The 12,448-nt window shown below is 61.9% G+C and carries 12 protein-coding genes; 9 read left to right on the forward strand and 3 right to left on the reverse strand.

Annotation, left to right across the window (positions count from 1 at the left end):
* Positions 1 to 41: 41 nt before the first annotated feature.
* On the reverse strand, positions 42 to 2,018 hold the full coding sequence (acs, locus tag ACNPN0_RS02115) for an acetate--CoA ligase (RefSeq protein WP_448938840.1): 1,977 nt from the start codon (positions 2,016 to 2,018) through the stop codon (positions 42 to 44).
* A 203-nt stretch (positions 2,019 to 2,221) separates the two neighbouring features.
* Here acs and nth point away from each other — a divergent pair, with 203 nt between their 5' ends.
* Together nth and ACNPN0_RS02125 are read left to right on the forward strand one after the other, a co-directional pair.
* On the forward strand, positions 2,222 to 3,016 hold the full coding sequence (nth, locus tag ACNPN0_RS02120; protein ID WP_105656977.1) for an endonuclease III: 795 nt from the start codon (positions 2,222 to 2,224) through the stop codon (positions 3,014 to 3,016).
* Positions 3,013 to 3,690, forward strand: coding sequence for an NUDIX hydrolase (locus ACNPN0_RS02125; RefSeq protein ID WP_105656976.1), 678 nt, complete (start codon positions 3,013 to 3,015; stop codon positions 3,688 to 3,690). Before nth ends, ACNPN0_RS02125 begins: the two co-directional genes overlap by 4 nt.
* 6 nt (positions 3,691 to 3,696) lie before the next feature.
* Here ACNPN0_RS02125 and ACNPN0_RS02130 read toward each other — a convergent pair whose 3' ends face one another.
* The gene (locus ACNPN0_RS02130) at positions 3,697 to 5,346 is read right to left on the reverse strand and encodes a bifunctional 3'-5' exonuclease/DNA polymerase (RefSeq protein ID WP_133833573.1); all 1,650 of its coding nucleotides are present in this window, start codon (positions 5,344 to 5,346) and stop codon (positions 3,697 to 3,699) included.
* A gap of 87 nt (positions 5,347 to 5,433) precedes the next feature.
* Between ACNPN0_RS02130 and ACNPN0_RS02135 the strand changes: the two genes are divergently transcribed.
* The 7 genes from ACNPN0_RS02135 (at position 5,434) to ACNPN0_RS02165 (ending at position 10,053) form a co-directional block, all read left to right on the forward strand.
* Entirely contained in the window at positions 5,434 to 6,558 is a 1,125-nt protein-coding gene (locus ACNPN0_RS02135; RefSeq protein WP_133833574.1) for a hypothetical protein, read from the forward strand.
* On the forward strand, positions 6,555 to 7,796 hold the full coding sequence (locus ACNPN0_RS02140) for a TadA family conjugal transfer-associated ATPase (RefSeq protein WP_448937615.1): 1,242 nt from the start codon (positions 6,555 to 6,557) through the stop codon (positions 7,794 to 7,796). Before ACNPN0_RS02135 ends, ACNPN0_RS02140 begins: the two co-directional genes overlap by 4 nt.
* 3 nt (positions 7,797 to 7,799) lie before the next feature.
* A complete protein-coding gene (locus ACNPN0_RS02145; RefSeq protein ID WP_448937616.1) occupies positions 7,800 to 8,480 on the forward strand; it encodes a type II secretion system F family protein in 681 nt (226 codons plus the stop codon).
* The gene (locus tag ACNPN0_RS02150) at positions 8,477 to 9,013 is read left to right on the forward strand and encodes a type II secretion system F family protein (protein ID WP_133833577.1); all 537 of its coding nucleotides are present in this window, start codon (positions 8,477 to 8,479) and stop codon (positions 9,011 to 9,013) included. Before ACNPN0_RS02145 ends, ACNPN0_RS02150 begins: the two co-directional genes overlap by 4 nt.
* A gap of 126 nt (positions 9,014 to 9,139) precedes the next feature.
* Positions 9,140 to 9,322 carry a DUF4244 domain-containing protein gene (locus ACNPN0_RS02155; RefSeq protein ID WP_105656970.1) on the forward strand — a complete coding sequence of 61 codons (183 nt, stop codon included), beginning with the start codon at positions 9,140 to 9,142 and terminating at the stop codon, positions 9,320 to 9,322.
* A 3-nt stretch (positions 9,323 to 9,325) separates the two neighbouring features.
* Positions 9,326 to 9,661, forward strand: a complete 336-nt coding sequence (locus ACNPN0_RS02160) for a TadE family type IV pilus minor pilin (RefSeq protein WP_105656969.1) — start codon at positions 9,326 to 9,328, stop codon at positions 9,659 to 9,661.
* Positions 9,658 to 10,053, forward strand: a complete 396-nt coding sequence (locus ACNPN0_RS02165) for an Rv3654c family TadE-like protein (protein ID WP_133833578.1) — start codon at positions 9,658 to 9,660, stop codon at positions 10,051 to 10,053. Before ACNPN0_RS02160 ends, ACNPN0_RS02165 begins: the two co-directional genes overlap by 4 nt.
* 15 nt (positions 10,054 to 10,068) lie before the next feature.
* On the opposite strand, the gene ACNPN0_RS02170 is transcribed toward ACNPN0_RS02165, so the two are convergent.
* The gene (locus ACNPN0_RS02170; RefSeq protein ID WP_133833579.1) at positions 10,069 to 12,399 is read right to left on the reverse strand and encodes a DEAD/DEAH box helicase; all 2,331 of its coding nucleotides are present in this window, start codon (positions 12,397 to 12,399) and stop codon (positions 10,069 to 10,071) included.
* Positions 12,400 to 12,448: the final 49 nt, after the last annotated feature.

Consider the following 12,448-nt stretch of genomic DNA (forward strand, 5'->3'; position numbering starts at 1 on the left):
TGTGGACGAAGGGCGGCTTGCTGCACTGGGGCGTGCTGAGGCTATTTGCCCATGGACTGCGCGATCTGGCTCATCACCGTTGAATCGGACAGCGTGGTGGCATCGCCGACCTCGCGGCCCTCGGCCACGTCCTTGAGCAGGCGGCGCATGATCTTGCCCGAGCGGGTCTTAGGCAGTTCCGGAACCACCAGCACATGCTTCGGCTTGGCGATCGGGCCGATGTCCTTGCCCACGTGGTTGCGCAGGGTCGCCACCACATCCTCGCCTTCCGCCGGCTCGGTTTGCAGGATCACGAAGGCCACCACGGCCTCGCCGGTGGTCTCGTCCTTCGCTCCCACCACGGCGGCCTCTGCCACGTATGGGTGGGCGACCAGCGAGGACTCGATCTCGGTGGTGGACAGGCGGTGCCCGGAGACGTTCATCACGTCATCCACGCGGCCCAGCAGCCAGATATCGCCATCGGCGTCCTTCTTCGCACCGTCGCCAGCGAAGTACATGTTCTCGAACCGCGACCAGTAGGTGTCCTTGTAGCGTTCCATGTCGCCCCAGATGCCGCGCAGCATCGCTGGCCACGGCTCGCGGATGACGAGGAAGCCGCCCTCGCCGTCGGCCACGGATTCGCCGGCTTCATCCACCACGTCAATGGCGATGCCCGGCACGGCCACCTGGGCCGAACCCGGCTTGGTTGCGGTGACGCCCGGCAGCGGAGCGATCATGTGCGCGCCGGTTTCGGTCTGCCACCAGGTGTCCACGATCGGGGCCGGGTGTTCCTTGCGCTCGCCGTTCTTGCCGTTGTTGGTGCCGATGGCATCGCGGTACCACATCCATGCTTCCGGGTTGATCGGTTCGCCCACCGAACCCAGCACGCGCAGCGAGGACAGGTCGTAGCCATCGGGGATCTCGCGGCCCCACTTCATGAAGGTGCGGATTGCGGTGGGCGCGGTGTACAGGATGGTGACGCCGTACTTTTCCACCAGTTCCCACCAACGGCCCTGGTGCGGGGTATCCGGGGTGCCCTCGTAGATCACCTGGGTGGCGCCGTTGACCAGCGGCGCGTAGGTGACGTAGGAATGGCCGGTCACCCAGCCGATGTCCGCGGTGCACCAGTACACGTCGGTTTCCGGGTGCAAATCGAAGGTGGCGCGGTGGGTCACGGCGCCCTGGGCCAAGAAGCCGCCGGTGGTGTGCACAATGCCCTTGGGCTTGCCAGTGGTGCCCGAGGTATACAGCACGAACAACGGGTGCTCGGAGTCGTGGGCTACCGCAGTGTGCTCGGTGGCGGCGGTGCCGACGACGTCATCCCACCACTTGTCCAGTGCGCCGAATTCGGTGGGCTCGCCGTTGCGCTTGACCACCAGAACGTTTTCCACGGTGTGGCCCGGTGCTTCCAGCGCCGCATCGACTGCCGGCTTCAGCGAGGACGGCTTGCCGCGGCGCCAGGTGCCATCGGCGGTGACCACGAGCTTGGCGTCCGCATCATCGATGCGGCTGCGCAGCGCGTCGGCGGAGAAGCCGCCGAAGACCACCGAGTGGATGGCGCCGATGCGGGCGCAGGCCAGCATGGTGATGACGGCTTCCGGGATCATTGGCAGGTAGACGGCCACGCGGTCGCCCTTGGCCACGCCCAGGGATTCGAAAGCGTTGGCGGCCTTCTTGACCTCTTCGGTCAGCTGCGCGTAAGTGTAGGTGCGGGTATCGCCCGGCTCGCCTTCGAAGTAGATGGCGACGCGGTCGCCCAGGCCGTTTTCCACATGGCGGTCCAGCGCGTTGTAGGCCGCGTTGAGCTTGCCGCCGACGAACCACTTGGCCACCGGTGCCTGCGACCAGTCCAAGGTTTCAGTGAAATCGGTGTCCCAGGTCAGTACCTGGCGTGCCTGGTCCGCCCAATAGCCCAAGCGGTCTGCCTTGGCTGCGTCGTAGCGGGCCTGCGTTGCGATGGCCTGATCGCTGAAGTCCTTGCTCGGGGCAAAGGAACGTGTTTCGGTCGACAGGTTATCCAAGGTTTTCGAATCACTCACTGGGTTCGCGTCCTTCCGCGTAGTCACAAATATTTCTCTGTGATCAAAGTTACATCCTCCAGCAGGGCCGGTGTGCTTTGTGTCACCGGGAAAGGGGAAATGGGGTAATTTGTGCGCCGAGCGGTTAGCTGCACGCGATGAACAGCACGCCAAGGTGGTGTCCAAGGGTGAAAACTTCACGCCCTCATGACACGATCTAAAGCGTGGCGAAGAAATTGGACAACGAAACCGAGCTGGGGCTGAAGCGCCGGGCACGCAAGATCAACCGGGAACTGGCGAAGGCCTACCCCTACGCGGTGCCCGAACTGGACTTCGAGAACCCCTTCGAACTGCTGGTAGCCACCGTGCTCTCCGCGCAGACCACCGACGTGCGGGTCAATGCCATCACTCCAGCGCTCTTCGCCCGTTTCCCGGACGCCCACGCAATGAGCCAAGCCGAACGGGGCGAGCTTGAGCAGCTGATCCGCCCCACCGGTTTCTTCCGCGCCAAGACGGACTCCCTGCTCGGGCTATCCGCCGCCTTGGTTGAACGCTTTGACGGAGAAGTGCCAGCCAAGCTCGAAGAGCTGGTGAAGCTTCCCGGGGTGGGACGCAAAACCGCCAACGTCGTGCTGGGAAATGCCTTCGGTGTTCCCGGAATCACCGTGGACACCCACTTCGGGCGCCTGGCCAACCGCTTTGGGTGGACCGATGAAACCGATCCGGTCAAGGTCGAGCACGCGGTGGGGGAACTGTTCGAAAAACGCGACTGGACGATGCTCAGCCACCGCGTGGTCTTCCATGGCCGCCGCGTCTGCCACTCGCGCAAACCTGCCTGCGGGGCCTGCGCCATCGCCAAGCTTTGCCCCTCGTTCGGCATCGGCGAGGAAATACCTGCCAAGGCCACAGCGTTGCTCAAGTATGAGCTCGCACCAGGACGGGAAGAATTGCTGGCGAAAATGATCGCTGGCGCAACCCGCCGCGAGCTGAGGGCTGAAGGATACGGATTGGACGCATGAGCGCGCGCTTGGAACTGGAAAAAGTAATTGCCCGCCACACGGCACAGGTCGGGGCAACGCAGAAACTGCCCAGCGAATGGGTGATGAGCGATATCGAGCTCGGTGCTGCGCGCCGTGCCGCGGTCCTGATCCTGTTCGGTGCTGCCGGCGAAGCGGCCCTGGAGCCGCACTCCCGGGCCGGCGATCTGGACGTGCTGTTCGTGGAGCGCGCCGCGACCCTGCGCAAGCACGCGGGCCAGATCGCTTTCCCCGGAGGCGGGATCGACCAGGAGGATTCGAGCGTTGCCGACGCCGCCTTGCGCGAGGCGTGGGAGGAAACTGGCGTGGACACCTCCGGGATCGAGGTCCTGGGCACCTTGGGGGAAACCGAATTGCCGGTTTCGAACTTCCTGGTCACCCCGGTGATTGGCTGGTGGCATACCGAATCCAGGGTTTATCCGGCTGACCCGGCCGAAAGCGCCGGCGTATTCCGCGCCCCGGTGGCGCACCTGCTGGAGCCGAGGAATCGCCTGACCGGCGTGGTGCAGCGCGGCAATCAGAAGTTCAAGTCCCCGGCCTTCGATTTTGAAGACCGGATCATCTGGGGCTTCACCGCGATCGTGCTGGACAGGCTGTTCAACGAGCTGGGTTGGACCCAGCCGTGGAACAACCGCCGTGAACTGCGCATGGCCTGAAGCCGGCTACTTCGCATCCGCGTAGTTCCCGGAGATCGCAACACTGACCGGGAAGCGCGGCGAGGCCTGGCCGAACAGGGAACGCCCGGCGAGCATGGCCGCATGCCGGATGAGCTCCTGCAGTTGCCCAGCCAATTCGGTGGGGCATTCAAAGACGATTTCGTCATGGACAAAGAACACCTGGCGGCAGGTCTGGCTCCACCCGGCCTGATGGATCAGGTGCCGTGCGTGGCCCATCCACACCAAAGCCCACTCCGCGGCGGTCGCCTGTACGACAAAGTTCCTGGTGAACCGGCCGCGGGCTCTCGCCGCGCCGTCAGCAGCCCGCTGCGATGCTTCATCGTTGGTAGCTTTCTGCGCCTGCAGCCACTGCTCATCGGCTGGCGGGCAGCCGCGGCCGAGGAAACTGCGCACGCCTTCACCTTGCTCGCCGGCAAGAGCTGCCTGTTCGACAAAACGCATGGCGGTGGGAAAACTGCGGGTCAGGGCCGCACCCACTGCACCTGAAGCACCGCCGCCACCGCCGTAGATGACCGAGAGCATGCCCAGCTTGGCCTCATCTCGGGAAGCCACGAGCTGGGCATCGAGCAGCCACTGGTACAGGTCATCTTGCTGGCCTGCTTTTTGCAATTGCTGGTCATTGGAAATAGCTGCCAGGATTCGAGGTTCCAGTTGCCTCCCGTCGGCCACCACAAACGTCGAGCCGGGACGGGTGCGCACGACCTGCCGGATGGAATGCGGCAATTGGAGCGCCCCGCCACCAGAAGCGGCCCAGCGTCCTGAAGTCACCGTTCCCAGCACATAATGCGGATGGAAACGGCCGCCTTTCACCCATTGATCCAACCACGCATCACCATGGGTGCTGGCAAGACGCGAGAGTTTCTTGTATTCAAGAACCTCAGAAATCAATGGATGCTTGATCTGCTCCAGTTCCCAGGCCCGCACCGAGCTCACCGCGAAACCGGCCTTATGCAGGGCGCGCAACAGCTCCTGCGGCGAATCCGGGTTGAGCCCGGGACTGCCTAATGCCTTGGCCAATTGCTGGGCCTTGGCCGCGAGTTTCGGCGGCCGTCCATAGTCGGATACGCGTTCGCCCAATTGCTCGCGCAGCAGGGCGCGGTGTCCGGCTTCATCCCACGACAAACCGGCCGCTTCCATCTCGCAGGCAATCAACGCACCTACCGATTCGGCGTGGATCAATAATTCCAGACGCTGACGGGTGCTGGGATCCTGCGGCAACGCCTTGCGCTGGGCAACGTACATGGCTACGAGCTCGGAAAGGGATTCGCCGGAGGTCGGGGCGGCAAAGAGCGCATCCTGGTTGGCCCTTTCGTGAGCCTGAACTGGTCGTTCAAGATCGAAGTCTTCGAGCTTTTCCTCACTCAGCGGCGAGCGGTGCAAGATGCGTTGGGCCAAGGAGAGAATGCAGGCCTTGGCCAGATGAACACCCGCAGAAACAAGTGGCTGCATCCACGGGGTGGTGCGGAGCATGGCCCATCGGGGCGAATGCCGTGCTTCGATTTCGGCAACAAATCCGGCAAAATCATCCCGGGATACCGAGACGACCGGCTGCAGCGAGTTGCCAGAATACTGGTCGCGAAGATCGATCAGGGCATAGCCATCAGGATCGGCAGCAAGGAAAGCGATGGCACTCATGGATCTATTGTGCCGTGCCAGCGGCCGATATCCCCAGTTGGTTGGCGAGCGGCACGCAAATGATTAGGCAGATGCCACGCTCGATGCATGAAATGGCTATCAGAGTCCTCATCGGCTAAACCGCTGAAGGACACCCAACGATTCGTGATGACTGAACTGGATTTCGCGCAGGCGCCTCCGAACAGCACCAGGAGGCCGGCAGCGGCTGACCACACGGCGGAAGATGAACCGATCTGCACCATCGTGAGCAACGATGCACGGATTATTGAGCGATGCGCAGTGATCGCGGTCGGCGCGGCGGTGAGAATCAACAAATGCACCGACCCGCAGCTGCTGCCCGCCGATGGTTCTGGGCCGGTGCTGTGGGGCAGCGACATGGCAGCACTAGCCGAAAATACGAGCCGGCCGGTGGATGTCCTGGTCGGTCTGGAAGATGGCGAGGCCATCGTGTGGAGCTTGGCCAGCAGAATTCCCAAGGCAAGGGTGGCAGTTTTGCCCTCGGCCAGCCAATGGCTCGGCGAGTACCTGGGTCTATGGGCCATGAGGGCAGGGCATGGACACACACTGGCACTGCATTCCACAGCAGGCGGGCTGGGAACAACGACCCTGGCCCTGTTGCTGGCGCATGCCGGGACATTAAGTGGTCTTCGCAGCGCCATGATTGATCTGGATCCGCATTCCCAGGGCGCTTGGCCGCTGGTTTGCACCCAACCGCCAACGGGAATTGGATGGGAAGAATTGCGGCAATCCGGTGGCGCGCTTGCTGCTCATCAACTGGCTGAAACGCTGCCGAAGCTTCGCGATACCGCGATCTTGACCTGGTCCCAGGCAAGCAGAACGCATGAGCTGGAGGACCAGCTGGTGATCCGCCTGCTGGCCGCCGCCCGGCAAGGATTCGATCTGGTCGTAGTGGATGCCGGGCGCGCACCGCATCCGCAACGGCTGGCACTGAACCAATTCATAGACCGGAATATCGCCACTGTCAGTTCGCTGACCGTGCCAGCCTCTGGGGAAGTGGTGCTGTGCGGGGAACAGAAACTACGCAGCACCCCTGCGGGTTTTCCTCAGATTCTTGGTGCCTTCCCCGATTTTCCCCGGATCAGCAAAGCGATCGAGCGCGGCCAATTATACGACAGTTTCAAATCCCGGGCATTGCGCCAGCACCTGTCCAACCTCTGCCTGATACCGCAAATGAAGGAGCAGCACCCATGAGCCCGGGCCGGCATAGCCACAACGCCAACCCATCAACGGGCGGGCCTGTGCTGGATGCCAAAATCCTTGAATCCGTGCGTGAACGCGCATTGCTCACCGGCGGGCAGCTTGATGCGATTGCCTTGGCAGGAGCCGTTCACGACTCCGGCGCGGCTCTGGGTTCCCAAGGTGCCGCACAATCGCTGGAATCGCTGCAGAACGAAGTGGCAGGATTATCAATCCTCGAGCCTTTCGCACAGCGGCCCGAGGTGACCGATGTCCTGGTCGACGGGCAAGGGATGGTCTGGACGGATTCTCCGGCCGGCCTGCAGCCCACCGAATTCCGGTTTTCTTCCCCAGAGCAGGTTCGGACCCTGGCCGTCCATCTTGCAACCCTTGCGGGCCGACGGCTCGATTCAGCTAGCCCGTTCATGGACATGAGCTTGAAGAATTACCGCGTCCACGCTGTACTGCCTCCAATTGCCACAGCCGGACCGCTGATCTCGATTCGCGTCAAGCGCAGTGCCCAGCTCGAACTGGGCACCGTCCTGGAAGGATCGAACGGGTTCTGGCTACCGCTGCTTCAAGCCATCGTGGAACGCCAGATGAACTTCCTGATTACCGGAGGAACAGGCAGCGGCAAAACTACCCTCCTGCAAGCCATGCTTGCCGAAGCCAATCCGCGGCACCGTCTGGTCATCGTGGAAGACTCGCAAGAACTGCATGTACCGCACCCGCATGTTGTGTCCTTGCAAACCCGGTCGGCCAACGTCGAATCTGCCGGCCAGGTGCAGCTGAAGGATTTGGTTGTCCAAGCCCTGCGCATGCGCCCTGACCGTCTGGTCGTTGGCGAATGCCGTGGGGAGGAAATACGCGATTTTCTGGCAGCCATGAACACGGGGCATCAGGGAGCCGCAGGCACCATGCACGCCAACAACCCGCAGTCAGTTCCGGCCCGCTTGGCGGCGCTGGGTGCGCTCGCCGGATGGAGCGTGCAGGCGACTTCGTTGCAGGCCTCCAGCGCCTTGGATCTTGTCATTCACATGAACAGGGGGAGCCAAGGGCAGCGCGGACCGGTGGCCCTTGGATGCCTGGACACCGGTAGCGATGGCCAGATGCACATGCGGCGCCTGATAGACCTGGACGCCGCCGAACCGCTGGCCGACTACGGGCACAACTTCCTGGCGAACAGATTTGGCCCATCGCTCACGTGCACCATTGCCAAGGCGCTAGGCGATGAGCACGCCAAGAAACGTTGACCAATGCTGATCCTCATCTTTGGCGCACTGGCCTTGTGGCTGTGGATCCCCGCGCACCCGGCAAGCAAAATCAAAGCGGGTTCCCTGCGCAGGCTCCGGGATCGCGGGGCGGAACGCCACACGGACGATGACCAGGTACTGAGCACCGATGCCCGCATCATTCGTGAACTCTCGGCGCTGCTCCGAAGCGGATTGGATTTCCATCCCGCAGTTGATGCGTTGCTGGAGGCCGAGGACGACAGCGGGAACATCATCCGAGCGCTCAAAGACCTCCAAGCAACGCATCGGCTAAGCAACAGCGCTCCCGGACCCGGTCTTCCGGCGGAGCAGGGACAAGGTCCAGCGGTGCGACGACTGCACTGGTGCCTGGAACTCTCCGAACGCAGCGGCGCAAGCCTTGTCGATGTGCTGGAACGGCTAGCCGAAGACCTCGAATGCGACCTAGTAGCCCAGCAAGCATTCGAGGCGGCTATGGCTGGCCCGAAAGCAACGACTAAGTTGCTGACATGGCTTCCACTAGTCGGGTTTGGATTCGGTCTGCTTGTGGGCATTGATGTTCTGGGCACAATAGGCCGATCATGGGCGGCGCAACTCAGCGTGCTCATTGGAGCATTGCTGTGGATCGCCAACCGGATCTGGTGCCGGCGGCTCATGCAGGCAACCACTAGCCAGGCACTGTCATGATCGTTCTGATTCTGCTTCTAGGGGCGCTTTCCATCGCTTTGGCATTAGGACGGCCCAACTCGAAAAGTCGAGAAGGCAAGGCGCCGCAGTGCCTTGGGAAAAGACGGCAGGAAGATGAAAAACCTGTCGAGCTGATCCTGGATCTGAGCGCCAGCCTGTTGGACTCGGGGATGCCCATCACCGAGATCCTCGATCTGCTCGGTCACAGCATTGAACAGTGCGCGGTGCTGCGCAGCGTAGCGCGCTGCTTGGAAATGAACATGGCCTGGGACAAAGCCTGGGAAGCCGTTCCGCCCTGGCTCGACCCGCTGCGGAAAGCACTGCACTTTGCCCACATGACCGGAGCGCCGGCAGCCAATCTGCTACGAAATACCGCGATTCTGCAACGCCGTGAACATGCACAGAAAGTCGCGCGCCTCGGAGCACAATTCGGTACCAGGCTCGTACTGCCTCTAGGGGCCTGCGCACTGCCGGCTTTCATCGCCCTGGGCGTGGTTCCACTGATCATCGCGCTATTCCCCAGCTACCAGTAATCCCCGGCCGAAGGTTATGCCCAGCTCGTAGGAAACCCATGTTGCTGCCCGCGGCGCTCGCCGATGGTAGAAGCACAACATCCACGGTATCGACGCCGGGGATGACAGTCTAGAAAGGACAACACAATGAACCGACGGTTCCGGGAAATCAGGGATCTGCTGCGAGAAGAGCAGGGATCCACCACCGCCGAATTTGCTATGGTCACGCTGGCTGCCGTGGCTTTTGCCGGCTTGCTGATCAGCATCCTGTCCAGCGGCGACGTACGTGGCATGCTGATGGGCCTGATTACTAAAGCGCTGTCGCTGTAGGCCATGAGCTTCAGCGACGAATCGGGTAGCAGTACCGCCGAATTTGCGGTGCTGCTACCCGCGGTTGCCATGATGCTGTCCTTGGGTTTGTGCTTGGGTGTCGTCGGGATCCAGCAGATCCAAGTTCAGCAGGCAGCCGGTGCCATGGCCAGGGAATTGGCCCGCGGCGAGGACGATGCAACCGCTCGCGCCAGCGGCGTGAGGCTGGCAGGAAGCCAAGCCCGTTTCTCGCTCTCAACAGCCAACGGCTACTGGCAGGTTCACGTCAGCAAATCGGTGAGCCTTCCAATCGTTGGCAGCCTTCAAATCCATGGACAAGCCAGTGTGGCCGTCGAATGAAAAAGCGGCGGAGCCTTCGAAGCGAACAGGGTAGCGGAACGGTCATGGCAACAGCGCTCGTGGTTGTTGCACTGCTAATTGCCGGTGCCGTTTTAGCATGGGTTGCAGCAACCCGAGCCGCGATGCAGGCTGCCAGCGCCGCCGATCTGTCGGCGCTGGCTGCTGCGGATACGGCCCGCGGGTTGCGCCCCGGGGACCCCTGCACAGTTGCGGCGTTGTTGGCCGAATCCAACGGTGCACTGCTGGCAGCATGCACGGTGGAACCCGACGGCCAGTCGGTGCGCGTTACTACTAACGTTCCTGTCGGATTCCGTGCCCTGGGCATAGAACTGTATCTGGCCGAAGCCCAGGCACGGGCGGGAGCACCGCCACTGGATGCACCGGGGCGGTGAGCATGGCGGAAGCGGTTAGCGGTGGTGCGCTGGCTCCACGTCGTCAAGCACGGCCGTCAACAGCAAGATCGCTCCAGCCTTGTCCAATGGATTATTGCGGTTACCGCACTTGGGGGACTGCACGCAGCTTGGGCAGCCGTGCTGGCATTCGCAGGCCTCGATGGCATCCCGGGTGGCCCGGATCCAATCGGTGAAGCGCTCGAAACCACGCTCGGCGAATCCAGCACCGCCAGGCTGCGCGTCATAGACGAAAATTGTCGGATGGCCGGTATCCATGTGTAGCGCAGTGGATACTCCGCCGATATCCCAACGGTCGCTGGTAGCAACCAGCGGCAGCAACCCGATCATGGCATGCTCGGCAGCATGCAAGGCTCCGGGGAACTGATCTACCTCCAAACCAGCTCGAAGCAATCGCTGCTCGGTCAGGGTGAACCAAATGGACTTGGTATTCAGATCCCGGGCTTCAAGCTCCAACGGTTCTTCGGACAGCACTTCATTAGAAGCCACCGACTTCCGCTGGAAAGACACGACCTGGGTGGTCACAGTGACTTCACCGAAATGAATCGTCAGTTCTCGGTGGTTACGGCTGCGTTCCTCGGAATCAATGGCAACCGTGGTGAGATCACGCGCCGTGGTGTAGTAATCAGGATTCACCCGAGTCACGATCACCACGTGGTTCTGCTCATCAAGTTCTTCCACATGGTAGCTGGCACCCTGATGGACGTAGATGGCCCCGGGATGCGCCTGATAATGCGTTTGCGGGGAATCCATCGTGCCTAGCAGAGCGCCGGTTTCCGCATCGATGATGTCCACTGGTCCACCGCCATCGGCCCGAATGGAGAACATCCCTGCCGCATGTTGCGGATGCGTCCAGAACCATCCAGCCGGGCGCCGGCGCAAGTAGCCGCGTTGCACCAGCGAATCCAGAAGCTGTTCGGTCTGCGGACCGAAAATTTCCAACTCCTCCGGGCGCAGGGGAGATTCTTGCGCGGCGGCGCAGAGGTGGCCGCTAAGCACATACTTATTCTGCGGATCAAAGACTGTCGCTTCGACACCCAAATCGAAGATGGCTTCGGGATGATGTGCCAGGTAGGTGTCCAACGGATCTTCAGCTGCGACAAAGATCGCCAGCGCATCCTGGCCCGAACGTCCGGCACGGCCGATTTGCTGGAAGAACGATGCGCGGGTGCCTGGCCACCCAGCCACCACTACCGCGTCCAGCCCCGCAATATCGATACCCAGTTCCAGCGCCGAAGTTGAGGTGACACCCAGCAGCTCGCCACTGCGCAATTGCTTTTCCACCTCACGGCGTTCATTAGGCAAGTAGCCCGAGCGGTACGCTGCAAGCCGGACGGATAGATCCGGTGCAAATTTTTCCAGATGCTTGCGGGTGAGCGTTGCGATTGTTTCAGCACCGCGGCGGGACTTGATGAAGACAATGGTTCGAATATGATCAGCCATCAGATCGGTGAGGATCGAAGCGCTCTCGGCGATGGCGGTACGCCGTACCGGCGCACCGTTTTCACCGCGGTGATCACTCATCGGAGGTTCCCACAAGGCCATCACCAGTTCACCGCTGGCGGAGAAATCGTTGGTCACCGCTTGAGCTGGCGCCCCAATGAGACGCCCGAAGGATGCTTCGGGGTCTGAGCTCGTCGCGGACGCACCGATGAAGACCGGGCAGCTGCCGTAATAGGCGCAAATGCGACGCAACCGGCGCATCAGGTTGGCTACGTGTGCGCCAAAGACCCCACGGTAGGAATGGGCCTCGTCGATAATGATGTAGCGAAGGCGCTTGAAGAATCTGGACCAGGCCGGATGGTTGGGCAGGATGCCGCGGTGCAGCATATCTGGGTTGGTGAAGACGAAGTTGGCGTGCTGGCGTACCCAAGCACGGGTGGCCTGGTCGGTATCGCCATCGTAGGGAGCGGCTCGGACCCCGGGAACGCCTAGGGACTCCACAGCGGAAAGCTGGTCGGCTGCCAGTGCTTTGGTTGGGCAGATATAAAGCACCGATGCACCGGCATCAGCATCGTTGAATCCGCTGTCCTTCGCCTGGTACAACTGTTCCAGACTTGGCATCAGGTAGGCCATGGACTTGCCTGAGGCGGTACCGGTGGAAACTATGGTGTGGTGGCCCTCGTGGATGAGGTTGGCTGCTTGGGCCTGGTGCAGCCAAGGCTGTTGGATGCCCAGTCCCTGGAATATCCCAACTAGTTCAGCGCTGAGCCACGCTGGCCATTGGCTGGTGATCTCGTCTTTGGCAGTCCTGGTGCGGCGGTGCACCACAGCATCGGGATCATTGGTCCGGTCATAGGGATCTAAGAGAGAACGCACTGACTTCACGAGGACGCCTTCCGGACCGAGAACTGCTGGAGTTAAAGACTATCGCCCT

It is taken from the genome of Glutamicibacter sp. AGC84 (genome assembly GCF_053543575.1).